This is a genomic window from Achromobacter sp. HNDS-1 (assembly GCF_040084795.1).
Lineage (GTDB): Bacteria > Pseudomonadota > Gammaproteobacteria > Burkholderiales > Burkholderiaceae_B > Achromobacter > Achromobacter ruhlandii.
On the sequence record NZ_CP157584.1, the window covers coordinates 5,930,013 to 5,948,168 of the forward strand.

Below are 18,156 nucleotides of genomic sequence, written 5' to 3' on the forward strand. Positions count from 1 at the left end.
CGCAAACCTTTGCTGATGACGCCGCCCGATCCCTGCTCCGCTGCCCAGGCGCTGCCCTCGCCACGCCACCGGCTGTCCACGCGCATCGTCGCCAGTTCGCTGGTGGCGTTGATCGTGGTGCTGGGCATGATCGGCCTGACGCTGTGGCTGTCGTGGCAACTGGAAGGGGCGGGCGCGGCCATCAACGACACCGGCAGCCTGCGCATGCGCGCCAACCGCGTGGCGGTCGAGCTGATGCGGCCCGAGGCCGGCCGCCAGGCGCGCACCGAGGAACAGGTGCGGCTGATGGACGACACCATTGCCCGCCTGGCGCGCGGCAACCCGGCGCGGCCGCTGTTCATTCCCAACGACCCGCTCATCCGCCGGCACTGGGCGGGCGTGGCCGACTACTGGCGCGACATCATGCGGCCGGCGGCGATGCGCGCCATCGCCCGCGACGACGCGGCCGAGTACCTGCGGACGCTGCCCGATTTCGTCGCCCGCGCCGACGAACTGGTGCGCATGATCGAACAGGACAACGCCGGCAAGACCACCTCGCTGCGCCTGTCGCAGGGCGTGCTGGCGGCCATCGCCAGCGCCGGCACCCTGGCCATGATCTACCTGCTGTACCTGTGGATCATCGCGCCGGTGCTGCGCCTGCGCGACGGCCTGCAGCGCATGGCCGCGCGTGAATTCAGCACCCGCCTGCCGGTCGAGAGCCAGGACGAATTCGGCGTGCTGGCGCGCGGCTTCAACCGCATGGCCGATGAGTTGCAGAGCCTGTATGCGGGGCTGGAGCAGCGCGTGGGCGAAAAGACCGCCCAGCTCGCGGCGCAGAACCGCGACATCGGCGCGCTGTACGACATGGCGGCATTCCTGAACCAGCCCAACGACATCGAGGCGATGTGCCAGGGGTTCCTGCGCCGCGTCATGCTGCAGTTCGACGCCGAGGGCGGCAGCATCCGCGCGCTCGACCCCGACAACGAAAAGCTCAACCTGGTGGTGTCGGTGGGGCTGTCGGAGGAATTGGTCGAGTCCGAACACTGCATGCAGGTCGATGACTGCTATTGCGGCGTGGCCACGCGCCAGGCCGGCGTCATTGTGATTCAGGACTTGCGCCAGGCGCCGGCGCAGGCCGACCTGAACTGCCAGCGCGACGGCTTCGCCAGCGTGGCGGTATTCCGCATCGTCACGCGCGACGAGGTGCAGGGCTCGTATTCGCTGCATTTCCGCGAGCCGCGCAAGCTGACCGCGTCCGAATCGCAGCTGCTGGAAACCCTGGGGCAGCACCTGGGCGTGGCGCTGGACAACCGCCGCCTGGGTGCCCAGGCGCGCCAGCTGGCGGTGGTGCAGGAGCGCGGCCTGGTGGCGCAGGGTCTGCACGACAGCCTGGCGCAAGGCCTGAACTTCCTCAACCTGCAATTGCAGCTGCTGGACGCCGCCGTCAAGCGCGGCGACCAGGACGAGGTCGAGGAAATCCTGCCGCTGCTGCGCACCGGCGTGGACGAAAGCTACAAGGACGTGCGCGAACTGCTGACCAATTTCCGCGACAAGCTGGGCCAGGGCGACCTGAAGACGGCCATCGAGGACACGGTCGAGCGCTTCCGCCGCCAGACCGGCGTGCGCACCGAGCTGGCCTTCAGCCAGGGCGTGGGCGCGCCGCTGGCGCCGGAGCAGCAATTGCAGGTGCTGTTCATCCTGCAGGAAGCGTTGTCCAACGTGCGCAAGCATTCCGAGGCCGACCGGGTCGACGTGGTGGTGCGCAACGACCGCGACTTTAACCTGCTGATCGCCGACAACGGCCAGGGCTACGATCCGGACGAAGTGGCGCGGCGTGGCGAGGCTCACATCGGCCTGCACATCATGCGCGAACGCGCCGCCCGGATGCATGCCTTGATTACAATGAAGTCCCGGCCCGGCGGCGGCACGCGCATCGCGTTGACCCTGCCCGACGCCGAACGCCAGGCCGCCTGACCCTTCAAGACCATGCCCATCCGTATCCTGCTCGTTGACGACCACACCCTGTTCCGCTCGGGGATGCGCCTGCTGTTGCAGCGCCAGCCCGATTTCGAGGTCGTGGCCGAGGCCGGCGACGGCGTCGAGGGCCTCAAGCGCGCCAAGGAACTCAAGCCCGACGTGGTGCTGCTGGACCTGAACATGCCGGGCCTGTCGGGGCTGGAGACGCTGCAACTGCTGACGCAGGACCTGCCGTCCTGTGCGGTGATCATCCTGACGGTCTCGGAAGAGGCCGACGAACTCGGCCAGGCGCTGCGCGACGGCGCGCGCGGCTACCTGCTCAAGAACATCGACGCCGAGGCGCTCACCACCGCCATCCGCCGCGCCGCCGGTGGCGAGCCGGTCATCGCCGAAAGCATGACGGCCAAGCTGGTCGAGCAGTTCCGAGGCCAGGCCAGCCTGGCCGCGCAGGCGCCGGCGGGGCAGGCCGAGCGCCATCGCCTGACGGCGCGCGAACGCCAGATCGTGCAATGCCTGGCGCGCGGCGCCAGCAACAAGGTCATCGCGCGCGAACTCGACGTCAGCGAAAGCACGGTCAAGATCCATGTGCAGAACGTGCTGAAGAAGCTCAACCTGACCAGCCGCGTGCAGGTCGCGGTCTACGCCGTCGAACACGGGCTGCACGGCGACGATCCGGTCTGACGCCGCCGCGCCGGCTCGCGCTGGCCGCGCGGTTTGATCTGCGACAAGGCCACGGGCCGCGCCGGCCCCTAGACTGGCCGGCATGCAAATCCGAACCACTCCCCTGGAACTGGTGGCCCCGGCCGGCAGCCTGGCCGCGCTGAAGGCGGCGGTCGAGGCCGGCGCAGACACGGTCTACCTGGGCCTGAAGAACGCCACCAACGCCCGCAACTTCGCCGGGCTCAATTTCACCGAAAGCGACATCCGCGCCGGCGTCGAGCTGGCGCACAGCCGCCAGCGCAAGGTGCTGTTCGCCATCAACACCTTCGTGCAGGCGGGCCGCGGCCAGGAATGGCGCGAGGCGGTCGACGCCGCGCATGGGCTGGGCGCGGACGCGGTCATCATGGCCGACGCCGGCCTGCTGGCCTACGCCCGCGACCGCTATCCCGACCTGCGCCTGCACCTGTCGGTGCAGGGTTCGGCCACCCACACCGACGCCATCGAACTGATGAAGGAGCAATTCGGCATCCAGCGGGTGGTGCTGCCGCGCGTGCTGACGCTGGCCGAGATCGCCCGCATCTGCGCCAACGTCAGCGTCGAGGTCGAGGTGTTCGGCTTCGGCAGCCTGTGCGTCATGGCCGAAGGGCGCTGCCTGCTGTCGTCGTACGCCACCGGCGCCTCGCCCAACAACAAGGGCGTCTGTTCGCCCGCCGGCGCGGTGCGCTGGGTCGAGCAGGACGGCCGCCTGGACGCGCGCCTGAACGGCATCCTGATCGACCGCTACGGCCCGGGCGAGGCCGCGGCCTATCCGACGCTGTGCAAGGGCCGCTTCGAGGTCGAGGGCCACGCCGACCACGCGCTGGAAGAACCCACCAGCCTGAACGCCATCGGCCTGTTGCCCAAGCTGGCCGAGATGGGCGTGGCGGCGATCAAGATAGAAGGGCGCCAGCGCAGCCCGGCCTACGTCACGCAGGTGGTGTCCACGCTGCGCGCCGCGCTCGACAGCGCCCACGGCGATCCCAACCGTTATTCCCCCCGTCCCGAATGGAACGCCATGCTGGCGCGCCATGCCGAGGGTTCCCAAGTCACGCAAGGCGCATTCGAACGTCCATGGAAATGAATCCCAAGGTTTTCCGCATCTCGGTCGGCCCGTTGCTGTACTACTGGCCGCGCCAGCGCACGCTGGCGTTCTACGCTGAACTGGCCGACAGTCCGGCCGATATCCTCTACGTCGGCGAAACCGTCTGTAGCCGGCGCCACGAATTGCGCGCCGACGACTGGCTCGACCTGGCGCGCGACCTCGCCGCGACCGGCAAGGAAGTGGTGTTGTCCGGCCGCACCCTGATCGAGACCGGCGCCGAGGCCTCGGCCCTGCGGCGCCTGTGCGAGCAGCAGGATTTTATGGTCGAGGCCGGCGAGGCCGGCGCCATGCGCCACCTGGGCGGCCGGCCGTTCGTGGCCGGTCCGCACATGAACGCCTACCATGGCGGCACGCTGGAATGGCTGGCCGCGCGCGGCGCGACCCGCTTCGTCGCGCCGCTGGAAATGCACGTCAATGCGCTGGCGCGGCTGCTGGCCGAGCGGCCGGCCGGGTTGCAGGCCGAGATCATGGTGTGGGGCCGCATGGCGCTGGCGTTCTCGGCGCGCTGTTTCACCGCGCGCCACTTCCGGCTGAAAAAGGACGAGTGCGGCTTCCGCTGCATCGAGCATCCCGATGGCCTGGACATGCGCACGCGTGAATCGCGCGAGTTCCTGGCGATCAATGGCATCCAGGTGCAGTCGGCCGCCTGTCTCGACCTGCTGGACCAGGCCGCATACCTGGCCGACATGGGCGCCGACGTGCTGCGCGTCAGCCCGCAGTCGGCCGGCACGCTCGAAGCCATCGCGGCGCTGGACGCCGCGCGCGGCGGCCGCGCGCCGCAGGCGGTGCAGCCGCCGGCCGGCATCGGCCGTTGCAATGGCTATTTCCATGGCAAGTCGGGGATTGCCTGGCAGGAGGGGCTATGAGCGACAGCCGATTCGCCGTGCCGGGCCTGGTCGCGCGCCTGGGGCGGCGGCTGCCCGCGCCGCTGGTGTCGCTGCACTTCGTCGCCGGGCTGGAGTTGGCGCGGCGCCTGAACTGGCTCAGCCCGCCGCCGGAACTGGAGGGCCGCAGCTTCGCCATCACCATCGAGGACCTGGGCCTGTGCAGCCGCTTCACCGTGCGCGGCGGCGTTTTTCGGCCGATGTGGCATCGCGAGGCCTGCGAGCTGGCGCTGGGCGCGGGCGTGGCGGAACTGCTGGCGCTGATGCGCGGCGAGACTGACGCGGACACCTTGTTCTTCCAGCGGCGGCTGCGCATTTCCGGCGACACCGAACTGGGGTTGATCGTTAAGAACTGGCTGGACGCGGCGCCGCGTCCGGCCTGGCTGCGGCGGCTGGGCGCAGGCGTCCAATAGGCGTGGCCGCGAAGGCGGCATGCGCGCGGGCGCGGGTCTCAGGACGCCGCCGGTCCTTCCATGCGCCGCGCCACCCGCGACAGCGCCAGGCTGGCGCCGAAGTACAGCAGCGCCACCGCCAGGTAGACCTCGACATGGTAGGGTCGCCAGTCGGTGCCCGCCACCACCGCCTTGGCCGCGCCCAGCACGTCGAATACGCCGATGATGCTGACCAGCGAGGTGTCCTTGACCGCGCCGACGAACACGCCCAGCGCGGCCGGCGCCGCGATGCGGCGGGCCTGCGGCCAGATCACCGTCCAGTAGGCCACTGCCGGGCGCATGCCGAGCGCGCGCGCCGCCATCATCTGGCCCGGCGGAATCGCCTGCAGCGCGCCGCGCAGCACCTCGGCCAGCAGGCAGGCGGTATGCAGCGTCAGCGCGGCCAGCGCCATGCCGAACTTGGACACGCCGCCGCCCAGCAGCAGCGGCAGCACGAAGGATGCGAACAGCAATTGCGTCACCAGCGGCACGCCGCGCACGGCCTCGATCAACGCCGCGGCGGCGAGCGACCCGACCGGGCTGCCGCCGCGCCGTAGCAGCGCCAGGCCGAAGGCCAGCGGCAACGCGGCCAGCAACGCCGCGATCGCCAGGATCAACGTCACCAGCAGGCCGCCCCAGCGCAGCGGGCCGATGGCGCTGCCGCCCCACGGCCAGCCGCCCAGCGCGGCCGCCGTGACGGCGACCATCAGCGCGATCCACGCCAGGCGCGGGCGGGCCGCGAGCCGACCCACCCCCAGCGCGACCGCCACGCCGGCGAGCAGGGCGGCGCAGGCGACCAGCGCCTGCGCGCGGTCGGCCGGCGCCATGGCGCCGAACAGCAGCAACGGCAGGTTCTCGCCCACGGCGGCCCAGCAGGCGCCCGCGGCGGCGGCGCAGGTGGCCGGGCTGCCGCTCCAGACGGCGCGCAGCAGCGCCCAATCGAGCAACGCCCAGCCGGCGGCGGCCAGCAGCAAGACTGTCAGCGCCGCGCCCAGCCAGCCGCTGATGCCGCGTCCCTCGCGCGCCAGCAGGCGCAACGCGGGCCGCTCGCCCAGGCGGGCGCCGTGGCTGTCGCCGGGGCCGTGGCGGGCGTGGCGCGCGTTCCAGGCCGACAGCGCGCCGCCCAGCGCCAGGGCCAGGCCCAGGTAGACGGCCACGGCCAGCGTGATGCCTTCCAGCGCCAGCCCGGTCTGGGTGATGGCGGTGTTGATCACGGCCATCAGCTCCTGGTAGCCGATGGCGATGGCCAGGGTGCTGTTCTTGACCAGCGCCAGGCACTGGTTGGCGTAGGGGGGCAGGGCCACGCGCGCGGCATAGGGCGCGACAACGTGGCGCAGCACGCCCCAGGGCGTCAGCGCCATGGCCTGGCCGGCTTCCACCAGGCCGACCGGCACCGCCCGCACGGCGGCGCGCACGATGTCGGCGATGTAGGCCGCATGGAACACCACCAGGCCGATCACCAGGGCGGCGAATTCGATGCTGGGCTGCCAGCCGCCTTGCAGGCCCAGGCCGCGCTTGACGGGCAGATCGATGGTGACGCCGGGCAATAACGCCCAGGCCAGCGCCGTCGCCGCCAGCGCGGCCCAGGGCGCGGCGCGGCCGAGGCGATGACGCAGGCGCCAGCCGAGCAGCACGGCGCCCGCCGCCGCCAGCGCGTACGGCAGCCAGCCATGCAGCGCCGGCAATGCCAGCCCGCGGTTCGACAGCAGCACGGACGGCAGCGGCGTCCACGCCTGGCGCGCGTCCGGCAGGCGCAGCAAGAGGCCATACCAGACGAACAATTGCAGCAGTACCGGGGTGTTTCGCAATGGCGCGATGACGAGCGCGGCAGTGCGCGATGCCAGCGGCTGCGACGACAGCCGCAGCAGGCCCAGGCCGACGCCCAGCAGGGTGGCGAGCGGAACCGCCACCAGCGCGACCGTCAGCGTGTTCGCCAGCCCGGCGGCGATCGACATCCAGTAGGGATCGTCGGGCGTCACCGGCAGCAGGCTTTCCGAAATGCGGAAGCCCGCCGGCTGGAACAGGAAGCCGAAGCCGCCGCGGATGCCGCGCGCCGCCTGCGTGGCCTCGATGTGCAGCAGCAGTAACGCCGCCAGGGCGGCAAGCCCCAGGGTCCAGGCGGCGGCTGGCCACCAGCGCCGCAGCGCGGCGTTCCAGGGCGAGGGGTGAAGGGCAATCATGTCTGTCCTGGCCTGCGCCGGAAGGCCCGGCGGCTTCTCAAAAGCGCGCAGGCGAGCCGTCGGCCCGCCTGGCGGCAGCGCGTGCGTGAAGGCTTATTGGAACGGCGGCGAATACAGCAGGCCGCCCTGGTTCCATTGCCGGTTCAGGCCGCGATCGAGCTTGAGCGGCGTGGCCGCGCCCAGGTTGCGGTCCCACACCTCGCCATAGTTGCCGACGGCCTTGATCACGTTGCGGGCCCAGCCTTCGTCCAGCCCGAAGCTCTTGCCGATGCCGGGGTCCAGACCCAATAGGCGGCGCACCTGGGCGTCGCTGCTTTGCGCCTGGCTGTCGACGTTCCGGGAGGTGATGCCCAGTTCCTCGGCGGCCACCAGCGCGTTGACGGTCCAGCGCACGATGGCGGTCCAGTTGGGATCGTCCTGGCGCACGAAGGGGCCGAGCGGCGACTTGTTGATGCGTTCGGGCAGGATGACGAAGTCGTCCGGATTGGCGGCGCGCGCGGCGCGGCTGGCGGCCAGCGTCGAGGCATCCGACAGGTAGACGTCGCAGCGGCCGGCGTAGAAGGCCTGTTCCAGCTCGACCAGGTTCTCGATCACCACCGGCCGATAGTTGAGCTTGTGCTTCTTGAAGTAATCGACCAGGTTCTGTTCGTTGACGGTGCCGGGCTGCACGCAGACCTGCGCGCCGTCCAGTTCGGTGGCGCTTTTCACGCCCAGCTTCTTCGGCACCAGGAAGCCCTGGCCGTCGTAGAACACGATGCCGGCCGAGACGATGCCCAGGCCCGCGTCGCGGCCGGAGGTGATGGTGGTGTTGCGGTTGAGCACGTCGATCTCGCCGCCTTGTAGCGCGGGGAAGCGTTGCTGCGAGCTGAGCGGCACGAAGCGCGTTTTTTCCGGGTCGCCCAGCACCGCCGCGGCCAGCGCGCGGCACAGGTCGGCGTCCAGGCCGGTCCAGCGGCCCTGCTTGTCGGCGATCGACAGGCCGGCCGAGCCCTGGCTCACGCCGCAGACCAGTTCGCCGCGTTTTTTGATGGCGTCGACCGTGGCGCCCGCCGTGGCGGCGTTGGCCGTGGACATCGTCATATGCGCCAGCGCCGCCGCCACCCCGGCGGCTTTGAGTAGAGAGATCAACCGCATGCCGTTCCCGTATTCGAAGTATGCAAGAAAGGTATGAATTCTAGGGCTGCGTATCGCCATTGTGAGCGACTGTATCGTCATATGGTTATGAGAACTTAGCCTTATCCAAATTCGCGTCATATACCTAGAATCCGTCCATACCAAGTTGCAGGATTGAAGAAGGTTGCGCATGAGCTGGCAGGACGAATTCCGGGAATGGTTTCCCATCACTCGCGACAAGGCCTACGCCAACATCGCCTACACCAGCCCGCTCGCGCCCAAGGTGGCCGAGGGCGTGGCCGCCTTCTTCGACGGCATCACCCATGCCCGCAGCGACAAGCCGCAATGGCTGCGCGATGCCGGCGCGCTGCGCGCGCGGCTGGCGCGGCTGATCGGCGGCGACGCGCGCCGGCTGGCCTTCACCAAGAACACCACCGAGGGCCTGAATACCGTGGCGCAGGGCCTGTCCTGGCGGGAGGGCGACAACCTGGTGGTCGACGACCAGGAACATCCCACCAATGCCTTGCCCTGGCTCAACCTGCGCCGTCGCGGCGTGCAGGTGCGGGTGCCGCCGTCGCGCGCGCACCGCTATACGGTCGATGACCTGTGGCAGCATGTCGACGCGCGCACGCGGCTGATCGCGGTGTCGTGGGTGCAGTACGGCACGGGCCTGCGCACCGACATCGCCGAACTGGGCCGGCGCTGCGCCGAGCGCGGCATCTGGCTGGTGGTCGATGGCATCCAGGGCGCGGGCCTGTTGCGCGCCGAGGTCGACGCCTGGGGCGTGGACGCGTTCGCCAGCGGCGCCCACAAGGGCTTCCTGGGACCGCTGGGCGTGGGCCTGCTGCACGTGTCGCCGCGGCTGCTCGACGCGCTCGATCCGCTGTATGTCGGCCCGTCGGAAGTCACCACGCTCGACAAGGCCGGCCTGCAATGGCGCGTGGGCGTGTCCGACGCGGGCGACGCCCGCCGCCTGGAGACCGGCAATCTCAACTATCCCGGCATCGCCGGCTGGGCCGCGGCGCTGGACCTGATCGAGTGGGCGCGGCCCGAGCGCATCGAGCCGTGGGTGCTGGAGCTATCCGCCGCATTGAGCGATGGTTTGCGCGCCCAGGGCCTGCAGGTGGTATCGCCGGCCGACCCGGCGCTGCGCAGCACCACCACCGCCGTGCGCGTGCCCGATCCCGCCGCGGCGCTGGCGCACCTGGCCCGCGAGGGCGTGGTGGCCAGCATTGTGGAGTATGGTTACCTGCGCCTGTCCGTGGGCGCCTATAACAATCACGGGGACATCGACCGCATCCTGCGCGCCGCGCGCGGGTTCGCCGCCTGATCCCATCACCGATAACGCATTTTCGAGGAGCACTACATCATGACCGAAGCGAAGAAGCCCGACTGGCGGCTGGAAACCATCGCCGTGCACGGCGGCTACAAGCCGGACCCGACCACGCGCGCCGTGGCCGTGCCGATCTACCAGACCGTGGCCTACGCCTTTGACGACACCCAGCATGGCGCCGACCTGTTCGACCTGAAGGTGGCGGGCAACATCTACACCCGCATCATGAACCCGACCACCGACGTGCTGGAGCAGCGCGTCGCGGCCCTGGAAGGCGGCATCGCCGCGCTGGCGCTGGCCTCGGGCCAGGCCGCCGTGACCTACGCGATCCTGACCATTGCCGAGGCGGGCGACAACATCGTCTCGTCCAGCACGCTGTACGGCGGCACCTACAACCTGTTCGCCCACACGCTGCCGCAGTACGGCATCACCACGCGCTTCGCCAACCCCAGCGACCTGGCGGCCTTCGAGGCGCAGATCGATGAGCGCACCAAGGCCATCTTCGCCGAATCGGTCGGCAACCCGCTGGGCAACATCACCGACATCGCCGCGCTGGCCGAGCTGGCCCACCGCCACGGCCTGCCGCTGATCGTCGACAACACCGTGCCGTCGCCGTACCTGCTGCGTCCGATCGAGCACGGCGCCGACATCGTGGTGCAGTCGCTGACCAAGTACCTGGGCGGCCACGGCACCAGCCTGGGCGGCGCCATCATCGACTCGGGCAAGTTCCCCTGGGCCGAGCACAAGGCCCGCTTCAAGCGCCTGAACGAACCCGATGTCAGCTACCACGGCGTGGTCTACACCGAAGCCTTCGGCCCGGCCGCCTACATCGGCCGCGCCCGCGTGGTGCCGCTGCGCAACACCGGCGCGGCGATCTCGCCGTTCAATGCGTTCCAGATCCTGCAGGGCATCGAGACGCTGGCGCTGCGCGTGGACCGCATCGTCGAGAACGCGGTCAAGGTGGCCGGCTATCTGCGCGAGCATCCCAAGGTCGAGTGGGTCAACTACGCCGGCCTGCCGGATCACCCGGATCACGCCCTGGTGCGCAAGTACCTGGGCGGCAAGGCGCCCGGCCTGTTCACCTTCGGCGTGAAGGGCGGCCGCGAAGCCGGCGCGCGCTTCCAGGACGCGCTGCAGTTGTTCACGCGCCTGGTCAACATCGGCGACGCCAAGTCGCTGGCCACGCACCCGGCGTCCACCACCCACCGCCAGCTCAATCCCGAAGAGCTGCAGAAGGCGGGCGTGCGCGAGGAAACCGTGCGCCTGTCGATCGGCATCGAGCACATCGACGATCTGCTGGCCGACCTGGACCAGGCGCTGGCAAAGGTGTGAGCGGCATGAGCATGATTTCCCGCAGGACCCTGTTGCAACTGGCCGCCGGGCTGCCCGCCCTGGCGGCGGCCCCGGCCATCGCGGCCAAGCCGGCCGCCGGCCGCGCCAAGACCTACGTGCTGGCGCACGGCTCCTGGCATGGCGGCTGGTGCTGGCGGCCGGTGGCCGACCGGTTGCGGGCCGCCGGCCATCGCGTCCACGCGCCCAGCTTCACCGGCATGGGCGACCGCGCCCACCTGCTGCACCAGGGCATCACCATCGACACCTTCGTCGAGGACCTGGTCCAGGTGATCCAGAGCGAAGAACTGAACGACGTGATCCTGGTGGGCCACAGCTTCGGCGGCATTCCGATCTCGGGCGTGGCCGACCGCATTCCGGAGCGGCTGGCGCACCTGGTGTACTTCGATTCCATCGTGCTGCAAAGCGGCCAGGATGCGTTCTCGGTGTACCCCAAGGCCGACGCCGACGCGCGCATCGCGGCCGCCTCCAAGGCCACCAACGGCCTGGCCGTGCCGATTCCCGACCCGCTGCCGGCGGCGTGGGGTTTCAAGCCGGGCAGCGCCGACGAGGCCTGGGTCAAGCGCCGCCTGACGCCGCATCCGCTGGCCAGCTACACCACGCCGCTGACGCTCAAGCATCCCATCGGCAACGGCCGGCCGCGCACCTACATCCATTGCACCCAGCCCGAGCTGCCGGTGCTGGAGCAGTCGCGCCAATTGGTGAAGTCGCAGCCGGGCTGGAACTGGGTCGACATCGCCGCCCCGCACGAGGCCCATATCACGCACCCGCAGGTGCTGGCCGACCTGCTGCTGGGCCTGTCCTGACGCGCGGGCAAGTGGGGGCCTCGGCGCGCCCGATAGCGGGTGTGCCAGGGTGCGCGGGCCGCGGACGGCACCGGCGTTCAGTTCAGGCGCCGCCGCGACGCCAGGCCGAGGGCGCCACGCCCTCGGTGCGCTGGAACACGCGGCTGAAGGCCGCCTGCGAGCGATAGCCGACCCGTTCCGCGGCGTCCGCGATGGCCACGCCCTGCGCCAGCAGGCGCCGCGCCACGCGCATGCGCAGCAGTTGCAGCAGTTGCGCCGGCGTGGTGCCGCTTTGCAGCGTGAAGCGGCGGTGGAAGGTGGCCTTGGACATGTGCACGTGGCGCGCCATGTCGTCCATGCTCCAGGGATCCGCCGGCCGCGCCAGGATCGCCTGCAGCAGACTCGCCATGGCCGGGTCGCGCGCCAGCACGAACAGGCCGTGGGCCTGGCGGTCGTGGATCGCCAGGTGGCGCAGCATGAAGAACACCAGCATGTCGGTGAGCCGTTCCAGCACCACGGTCGAGGCGCCGCCTTCACGCAGGGTTTCGCCCAGGATCAGGTCGAACACGCCACGCGCGCTGGCGTAGCGGGCATCGTCGGCGCGCAGCACCAGCAGGTCGGGCAGCGTATCGGCCAGCAGATCCGCCAGGCCCGGGCGGAATTGGAAGAAGCCGCAGGCCAGGCCGGTGCCGTCGGGCTGGCGCGGCAGCAGCGGCTGCATCTCGCGGCACGCGGGCGCCGCCGCGTCGGCCGCGTCCAGCGGCGTCAGCGTGTGCGGCAGGTCGCGCAGGAAAAACACGCCGTCGCCCGCCGCCAGGGTCAGCGGCGCCTGGCCCGTTCCCAGCTCGACGCGGCAGCGGCCGTGCAGGATCAGGTGGAAGCTGGCGCGGGCCCGGCCGCTGGTGCTGGCCGACCAATTGCCGCAGTACTGGCCCAGGTGATACAAGCTGGACTGGACCTCCAGGCTCGACAACAGCAGGGCGTCGACGGCGGCTTGATCGGCGTTCGGGGCGGGCGAGGGCGGCATGGCGAAGTCGGCAAGGCGTGGGGCGGCCGCTCTGGTATGGCGGCATGACCGGATCAGTTTGGCGCGATCATACGCGGGGCGCCTGGCTGGTTATAAGCGCATAGCTGAAAGTCGATAAGATCGAGCATCAGCTTGCGATCCGCGTGCATTGTCGCGCGGGGCGGGGCGCCCGCACAATCGAGTTTTCGTTGATCCCATTCCGGAGACCTTCATGGCCCGTTTGCCCGTCCATACCGCGCAGAGCGCGCCCGAACCCACCCGCGCCGCCCTGGCCGCCGCCGAGCAAGGCGCCGGCTACCTGTCCAACCTGCTAGGCGTGCTGGCCAATGCGCCGGTGGCGCTGGAGGCCTACCAGACGCTGTCGCAGATCAACGCCCGCGCCGGGCTGACGCTGCAGGAGCGCGAGGTGGTCCAACTGGTGGCCGGCACCCGCCATGGCTGCACCTTCTGCGTCGCCGGCCACACGGCGCTGGCGCGCAACAAGGCCAAGCTGTCGCCCGAGGTGGTCGACGCGCTGCGCGCCCAGGGCACGCTGCCGGACGAACGCCTGCAGGCGCTGGCCGCCTTCACCGAAGCCGTGATCCGCACCCGTGGCCGCGTCAGCGACGCCGAACTGCAGGCGCTGCGCGCGGCCGGCTACAGCGACGGCAACGCGCTGGAAGTGATCGTCGGCGTGGGACTGGCGACGATCTGCAATTTCGGCAACAACCTGGCGCAGACGCCGCTGAACGAACAGCTCGGCGCCTACGCCTGGAGCGGCGCGCAATGACGGCGCGGCAGCCGGATCCGCGACTGTCGCCCGGACTGACCGCCTGGCTCGACACCCACGCCGGCGCGCTGGATGATGGCAGCCACGACGCCGCCGAGGTCCTGCCGCAATTGGCCGCGGCGGGTGTATTCCGCCTGGGCGTGCCAGCCGCGCAGGGCGGCGCGCCGGGCACCGACATCGGCGACGCCATCGAGGCCGTGTCGCAGGTGGCCGAGCATTCCGTGGCCGCGGCCTTCGTGGCCTGGGGCCAGCGGGTTTTCATCGAGTACCTGCTGCGCAGCCCCAATGCCGCCTTGTCGCAGGCCTGGCTGGCGCCCTTGCTGGCGGGCGAGGTGGCCGGCGCCACCGCGCTGTCGAACGCCATGAAGTTCCTCAGCGGCATCGAGTCGCTGCAGATCGAGGCGCGCCAGGAAGGCGCGCACTGGGTGCTGGATGGCCGCATGCCGTGGGTCACCAACCTGCGCAAGCAGGGCTTCCTGGTGGCGGCGGCCGTCTCGGCCCCCGACGGCACGCCGGCCGTGGTGGCCTTGCCGCATGACATCGCGGGCCTGACGCGCAGCGCCGACCTGGATCTGTTGGCGCTGCAGTCCAGCAACACCGCGGCGCTGGAGGTGCGCGGCGTGCGCATCGATCCGCAATGGCTGATCCATCCCGATGCGCGCCAGTACCTGCCGCGGGCGCGGCCGGCCTTTGCCGGGCTGCAATGCGGCCTGTCCATCGGCCTGGCGCGGCGCGCCTTGCGCGCCGCCGGCGAGGCGGGTCAGGGCCAGGCGTCGCGCGGCATCCTCGGCGAACCCTTGCAGGCGCTGGCGCGCCAGCTCGACGAGGCGACCGCGCGCCTGGTCGACGGCGTGCGCAGCGAACGTTTCGTGGCCGAACCCTGGCTACTGTTCGAAAGCCGCATCGCGCTGGCCGAGATCGCCAGCCAGGCGGTGCAGCTGGAATTGCAGGCCAGCGGCGGCGCGGCCTACCTGAAGCCGGCCGGCGACGGCTTTGCGCGCCGCTGGCGCGAGGCGGCCTTCCTGCCCATCGTCACCCCCAGCCTGGTGCAGCTCAAGACCGAGCTGGCCAGGCGCCGCGCGCGGCTGGCCGCCGAGGGCGCCGCATGAGCGCGCCGCAGCGCCCCGTGTTGCAGGCCCGTGGCCTGGCGCTGCGCTACGCCGGCGCGCCGCAAGAGGTGTTCCGGGACGTTGACCTGGCGCTGGACCGCGGCGAGGTGGTGGCGGTGCTGGGCGCCAGCGGCGCCGGCAAGTCCAGCCTGCTGCGGGTGCTGGCGGGGTTGCAGCCGGCCAGCGCCGGCACGCTGCTGATGGAAGGCGCGCCGTTGACCGGCGTGCATCCGCGCGTGGCGGTGGCATTCCAGGATCCGAGCCTGCTGCCGTGGTTGTCGCTGGAACGCAATGTCGCGTTCGGCCTGGACTTCGCGCACCAGCCCGCGCTGGACGCGGCCGAGCGACGCCTGCGCATCGACCAGGCGATCGACGAAGTCGGCCTGTCGCACGCGCGGCACCTGCGGCCGGCGCAGCTGTCCGGCGGGATGGCGCAGCGCACCGCGCTGGCGCGTTGCCTGGCGCGGCAGCCGGCGGTGCTGCTGCTGGACGAGCCGTTCGGCGCGCTCGATGAAGTCACGCGCGGCGAGATGCAGGCGCTGCTGCGCAAGGTGGTGGCCGACTTCCATGCCGCCGCCGTCCTCATCACCCACGATATCGACGAAGCGCTGCTGCTGGCCGACCGCATCGTGCTGCTGGGCGGCGCGCCCGGCGGCATCCTGGGCGTGTGGGCGGTGGACCTGCCGCAGCCGCGCGCCGACCTGTTGCCAGAAATGGGCGCGTTGCGCCTGGAAATCCTGACCCGCCTGCGCGATGCGCTGCGGGTCGCTCGCGGCCAAGCGGCCAAGGAGTCTATCGATGTGCCTTGAACACATGTCGCGTCGCGACTGGTTGAAACTGTCGGCCCTGCTGACGGTGGGCGGCGCCGCGCCGCTGCTGTCGGCCTTCAACGCGCGGGCGCAGAGCGAGCCGGACGCGCCGGTGCGCATCGGCTATCTGCCGATCACCGACGCGGCGCCATTGCTGGTGGCGCACAACAACGGCTTGTTCGACAAGGCCGGCGTCAAGGCCGAGAAGCCGACGCTGCTGCGCAGTTGGGCCCAGGTGATCGAGGCATTCATTTCAGGACAGGTCAACGTGGTGCACCTGCTGTCGCCCATGACGGTGTGGGCGCGCTTCGGCAGCCAGGTGCCCGCCAAGGTGGTGGCCTGGAACCACGTGGGCGGCTCGGGCCTGACGGTGGCGCCGGCCATCAACGACGTCAAGGAACTGGGCGGCAAGACCGTGGCGATCCCGTTCTGGTATTCGATCCACAACGTGATGCTGCAGTACCTGCTGCGCGAAAACGGCCTGGCGCCGGTGTCGCGCAAGGACGGCGCGCCGGCCGCCAACGAGGTCAACCTGGTGGTGATGGCGCCGGCCGACATGCCGCCGGCGCTGGCGCAGAACCGCATTGCCGGCTACATCGTGGCCGAGCCTTTCAACGCCGTGGCCGAAACGCTGGGCGTGGGCAAGGTGCTGCGCTTTACCGGCGACATCTGGCGCAACCACGCCTGCTGCGTGGTGTTCATGCACGAGCGCGACCTGCAGCAGCGGCCCGAGTGGTCGCAGAAGGTGGTCGACGCCATCGTCCAGGCGCAGCTGTGGATCCGCGATAACCGCGAAGAGACCGCCAGGCTGCTGTCCAAGGAAGGCATCAACCGCTATACCCCGCACGGCCTGCCAGCCTTGAGCAAGGTGCTGGCGCCGCCGCCGTCCGACCGCGAGCAATACCTGGCCAGCGGCGCGATCCGCCATGCCGACTGGGATGAACGCCGCATCGACTTCCAGCCGTATCCGTTCCCCAGCTACACCGAGGAACTGGTGCGGCGCCTGCGCGATACGCTGATCGAGGCCGACCGCGGCTTCCTGGCCAACCTGGACCCGGCGCGCGCGGCCGCCGAACTGGTCGACGACCGCTACGTCAAGCGCGCCATCGAGGCCGCCGGCGGGTTGGGGCGCTTCGGCTTTCCCGATTCGTACAACCGGGCCGAGATGGTGCGGGCGTGACGGCGCGCGAGTCGCTTGCCGCGGGCGCCCGCCAGCCCGCCAGCGTGGCCGCGCCGTCCCCGCCACGCGCGCGGCGCGACGGCGCGGCCGCGCGCGCCGTGCTGGGCCTGGGCGGCCTGGCGGCGCTGTTGGGGCTGTGGTGGGTGGGCACCGAGGTGCTGGCGCCGGCCGGCGGCATGGCGCGGCGCTTTGCGCCTGGCGCCACGTTCGCGAGCCTGTGGCAGTTGCTGACCGGCTCCGACCTGCCGCTGCACGTGCTGGTCAGCCTGCGCCGCGTGGCCGTGGGACTGGGGCTGGCGCTGGCCATCGGCGTGCCGCTGGGCCTGGCCATCGGCAGCTACCGGCGCCTGGAGGCGGCGTTGTCGCCGGCCATGCAGTTCCTGCGCATGATCTCGCCGCTGTCATGGATGCCGATCGCGGTGATGGTGTTCGGCGTGGGCGACGACCCGGTGTATTTCCTGCTGGCGTTTGCCGCGGTCTGGCCCATCGTGCTGAACACCGCCGCCGGCGTGCAGCAACTGGACGCGCGCTGGCTGCAACTGGCGCAGAGCATGGCCGCGACCCGCTGGGAGACGCTGCGCCATGTGATCCTGCCGGGGGTGCTGGGCCATATCCTGACCGGGGTGCGGCTGGCCATCGGCATCCTGTGGATCGTGCTGGTGCCCTGTGAAATGCTGGGCGTGTCGGCGGGGATGGGCTACTTCATCCTGGATACGCGCGACCGGCTGGCCTATTCGGAGCTGATGGCCATGGTCTTGCTGATCGGCGCGCTCGGCTTCGCGCTGGACGCCGCGGCGCGGGCGCTCTACCGCTATTGGCGCGGCTAGGGGGGGGCATCCCGGCTCGCCGACGTGCCCTGGGGCCGGGCGCGGCGGCCGTCGGCCGGGCAGATCACGGTGCGCAGCGAGCGCTGCACGGGATCGCGCACCACCGGCGCGTTCGTCATGCCGGCCACGGGCAGCGATTCCACCAGGCTGCCGGTGGCATTGGGACCGGCAAAATGCTGGGTCTCGGTGACGGTGTAGGTATTGTTGCTGCAATTCATGATCACGGCCTGCGTCACCGAGCCGTAGGGCTGGCCGTTAGTCTCCGAAACCCGGGGTTGCGCATAGAACCAGGCCACCGTCGCCAGCATCACCACCGGCCGTTCGGACAATTGCGTGATCGAGGCGCCGTCGTAGAACACGCCCGGCATGCTCTGCGGCGCCAGCGGCTGCCAGTCCGAGCCGTTGGCGGACGCGGGCGCGGCGTCTTCGGCCTGGTGTGGCGGGCCGCCGACGTCGCACGGCCGCGCGTTGCCGTCGCGCTCCGTCAGCGGCGCGCAGCCGCCGGCCGCCGTGACGGCCGGCTGGGCCCAGGCCGATCCCGCCAGCATGGCCAGGATCAGGGTGTGTAGCGCGTGCCTTGCTGTCATGAGGGCGTTTCCCGA

17 protein-coding genes are annotated in these 18,156 nt (G+C 70.8%); 13 read left to right on the plus strand and 4 right to left on the minus strand.

What is annotated here, in order from left to right:
- Positions 1-15: 15 nt before the first annotated feature.
- From ABFG95_RS27380 to ABFG95_RS27400, 5 genes are all read left to right on the plus strand, one after another.
- Positions 16-1,953 carry a type IV pili methyl-accepting chemotaxis transducer N-terminal domain-containing protein gene (locus ABFG95_RS27380; protein WP_348995144.1) on the plus strand — a complete coding sequence of 646 codons (1,938 nt, stop codon included), beginning with the start codon at positions 16-18 and terminating at the stop codon, positions 1,951-1,953.
- A 12-nt stretch (positions 1,954-1,965) separates the two neighbouring features.
- A complete protein-coding gene (locus tag ABFG95_RS27385; protein ID WP_049074026.1) occupies positions 1,966-2,637 on the plus strand; it encodes a response regulator transcription factor in 672 nt (223 codons plus the stop codon).
- Positions 2,638-2,719: 82 nt separating this feature from the next.
- Positions 2,720-3,736 (plus strand): peptidase U32 family protein, encoded by a 1,017-nt coding sequence (locus ABFG95_RS27390; RefSeq protein ID WP_054416928.1) that lies wholly within the window; start codon positions 2,720-2,722, stop codon positions 3,734-3,736.
- The gene (locus ABFG95_RS27395; RefSeq protein WP_348996065.1) at positions 3,733-4,623 is read left to right on the plus strand and encodes a U32 family peptidase; all 891 of its coding nucleotides are present in this window, start codon (positions 3,733-3,735) and stop codon (positions 4,621-4,623) included. Before ABFG95_RS27390 ends, ABFG95_RS27395 begins: the two co-directional genes overlap by 4 nt.
- Complete coding sequence (locus ABFG95_RS27400) at positions 4,620-5,054, plus strand: SCP2 sterol-binding domain-containing protein (RefSeq protein WP_348995145.1); 435 nt, start codon at positions 4,620-4,622, stop codon at positions 5,052-5,054. Before ABFG95_RS27395 ends, ABFG95_RS27400 begins: the two co-directional genes overlap by 4 nt.
- 38 nt (positions 5,055-5,092) lie before the next feature.
- Here the strand turns inward: ABFG95_RS27400 and ABFG95_RS27405 are convergent, their stop codons facing one another.
- Both ABFG95_RS27405 and ABFG95_RS27410 read right to left on the minus strand, forming a co-directional pair.
- Complete coding sequence (locus ABFG95_RS27405) at positions 5,093-7,252, minus strand: ABC transporter permease subunit (protein ID WP_348995146.1); 2,160 nt, start codon at positions 7,250-7,252, stop codon at positions 5,093-5,095.
- A gap of 93 nt (positions 7,253-7,345) precedes the next feature.
- On the minus strand, positions 7,346-8,386 hold the full coding sequence (locus ABFG95_RS27410; RefSeq protein ID WP_064525386.1) for an amino acid ABC transporter substrate-binding protein: 1,041 nt from the start codon (positions 8,384-8,386) through the stop codon (positions 7,346-7,348).
- A gap of 169 nt (positions 8,387-8,555) precedes the next feature.
- On the opposite strand from ABFG95_RS27410, the gene ABFG95_RS27415 reads away from it, so the two are divergent.
- From ABFG95_RS27415 to ABFG95_RS27425, 3 genes are read left to right on the plus strand one after another with little or no spacing between them, the layout of a single operon-like run.
- Complete coding sequence (locus ABFG95_RS27415) at positions 8,556-9,695, plus strand: aminotransferase class V-fold PLP-dependent enzyme (protein ID WP_348995147.1); 1,140 nt, start codon at positions 8,556-8,558, stop codon at positions 9,693-9,695.
- A 39-nt stretch (positions 9,696-9,734) separates the two neighbouring features.
- Positions 9,735-11,030: an aminotransferase class I/II-fold pyridoxal phosphate-dependent enzyme gene (locus tag ABFG95_RS27420; protein WP_054416933.1), complete on the plus strand. Its 1,296-nt coding sequence runs from the start codon at positions 9,735-9,737 to the stop codon at positions 11,028-11,030.
- A gap of 5 nt (positions 11,031-11,035) precedes the next feature.
- The gene (locus ABFG95_RS27425; RefSeq protein ID WP_348995148.1) at positions 11,036-11,854 is read left to right on the plus strand and encodes an alpha/beta hydrolase; all 819 of its coding nucleotides are present in this window, start codon (positions 11,036-11,038) and stop codon (positions 11,852-11,854) included.
- 82 nt (positions 11,855-11,936) lie between these two features.
- Here the strand turns inward: ABFG95_RS27425 and ABFG95_RS27430 are convergent, their stop codons facing one another.
- On the minus strand, positions 11,937-12,860 hold the full coding sequence (locus tag ABFG95_RS27430; RefSeq protein ID WP_348995149.1) for an AraC family transcriptional regulator: 924 nt from the start codon (positions 12,858-12,860) through the stop codon (positions 11,937-11,939).
- A 211-nt stretch (positions 12,861-13,071) separates the two neighbouring features.
- Here ABFG95_RS27430 and ABFG95_RS27435 point away from each other — a divergent pair, with 211 nt between their 5' ends.
- From ABFG95_RS27435 to ABFG95_RS27455, 5 genes are read left to right on the plus strand one after another with little or no spacing between them, the layout of a single operon-like run.
- Positions 13,072-13,629 (plus strand): carboxymuconolactone decarboxylase family protein, encoded by a 558-nt coding sequence (locus ABFG95_RS27435; protein ID WP_059270307.1) that lies wholly within the window; start codon positions 13,072-13,074, stop codon positions 13,627-13,629.
- Positions 13,626-14,738, plus strand: coding sequence for an acyl-CoA dehydrogenase family protein (locus ABFG95_RS27440; protein WP_054416936.1), 1,113 nt, complete (start codon positions 13,626-13,628; stop codon positions 14,736-14,738). Before ABFG95_RS27435 ends, ABFG95_RS27440 begins: the two co-directional genes overlap by 4 nt.
- Entirely contained in the window at positions 14,735-15,547 is an 813-nt protein-coding gene (locus tag ABFG95_RS27445; protein WP_348995150.1) for an ABC transporter ATP-binding protein, read from the plus strand. The genes ABFG95_RS27440 and ABFG95_RS27445 overlap by 4 nt, the downstream gene beginning before the upstream one ends.
- Positions 15,537-16,727: an ABC transporter substrate-binding protein gene (locus ABFG95_RS27450; RefSeq protein ID WP_348995151.1), complete on the plus strand. Its 1,191-nt coding sequence runs from the start codon at positions 15,537-15,539 to the stop codon at positions 16,725-16,727. Before ABFG95_RS27445 ends, ABFG95_RS27450 begins: the two co-directional genes overlap by 11 nt.
- A gap of 44 nt (positions 16,728-16,771) precedes the next feature.
- Positions 16,772-17,554: an ABC transporter permease gene (locus ABFG95_RS27455; RefSeq protein WP_348996066.1), complete on the plus strand. Its 783-nt coding sequence runs from the start codon at positions 16,772-16,774 to the stop codon at positions 17,552-17,554.
- Here ABFG95_RS27455 and ABFG95_RS27460 read toward each other — a convergent pair.
- Complete coding sequence (locus ABFG95_RS27460; protein ID WP_348995152.1) at positions 17,551-18,141, minus strand: surface-adhesin E family protein; 591 nt, start codon at positions 18,139-18,141, stop codon at positions 17,551-17,553. The two genes, ABFG95_RS27455 and ABFG95_RS27460, sit on opposite strands and share 4 nt — an antisense overlap.
- Positions 18,142-18,156 lie beyond the last annotated feature (15 nt).

Excerpts from the sequence above, each read along its gene's own strand:
- ABFG95_RS27380 (WP_348995144.1), top strand. The coding sequence starts at position 16 with ATGACGCCGCCCGATCCCTGCTCCGCTGCCCAGGCGCTGCCCTCGCCA.
- ABFG95_RS27385 (WP_049074026.1), top strand. The coding sequence starts at position 1,966 with ATGCCCATCCGTATCCTGCTCGTTGACGACCACACCCTGTTCCGCTCG.
- ABFG95_RS27390 (WP_054416928.1), top strand. The coding sequence starts at position 2,720 with ATGCAAATCCGAACCACTCCCCTGGAACTGGTGGCCCCGGCCGGCAGC.
- ABFG95_RS27395 (WP_348996065.1), top strand. The coding sequence starts at position 3,733 with ATGAATCCCAAGGTTTTCCGCATCTCGGTCGGCCCGTTGCTGTACTAC.
- ABFG95_RS27400 (WP_348995145.1), top strand. The coding sequence starts at position 4,620 with ATGAGCGACAGCCGATTCGCCGTGCCGGGCCTGGTCGCGCGCCTGGGG.
- ABFG95_RS27405 (WP_348995146.1), bottom strand. The coding sequence starts at position 7,252 with ATGATTGCCCTTCACCCCTCGCCCTGGAACGCCGCGCTGCGGCGCTGG.
- ABFG95_RS27410 (WP_064525386.1), bottom strand. The coding sequence starts at position 8,386 with ATGCGGTTGATCTCTCTACTCAAAGCCGCCGGGGTGGCGGCGGCGCTG.
- ABFG95_RS27415 (WP_348995147.1), top strand. The coding sequence starts at position 8,556 with ATGAGCTGGCAGGACGAATTCCGGGAATGGTTTCCCATCACTCGCGAC.
- ABFG95_RS27420 (WP_054416933.1), top strand. The coding sequence starts at position 9,735 with ATGACCGAAGCGAAGAAGCCCGACTGGCGGCTGGAAACCATCGCCGTG.
- ABFG95_RS27425 (WP_348995148.1), top strand. The coding sequence starts at position 11,036 with ATGAGCATGATTTCCCGCAGGACCCTGTTGCAACTGGCCGCCGGGCTG.
- ABFG95_RS27430 (WP_348995149.1), bottom strand. The coding sequence starts at position 12,860 with ATGCCGCCCTCGCCCGCCCCGAACGCCGATCAAGCCGCCGTCGACGCC.
- ABFG95_RS27435 (WP_059270307.1), top strand. The coding sequence starts at position 13,072 with ATGGCCCGTTTGCCCGTCCATACCGCGCAGAGCGCGCCCGAACCCACC.
- ABFG95_RS27440 (WP_054416936.1), top strand. The coding sequence starts at position 13,626 with ATGACGGCGCGGCAGCCGGATCCGCGACTGTCGCCCGGACTGACCGCC.
- ABFG95_RS27445 (WP_348995150.1), top strand. The coding sequence starts at position 14,735 with ATGAGCGCGCCGCAGCGCCCCGTGTTGCAGGCCCGTGGCCTGGCGCTG.
- ABFG95_RS27450 (WP_348995151.1), top strand. The coding sequence starts at position 15,537 with ATGTGCCTTGAACACATGTCGCGTCGCGACTGGTTGAAACTGTCGGCC.
- ABFG95_RS27460 (WP_348995152.1), bottom strand. The coding sequence starts at position 18,141 with ATGACAGCAAGGCACGCGCTACACACCCTGATCCTGGCCATGCTGGCG.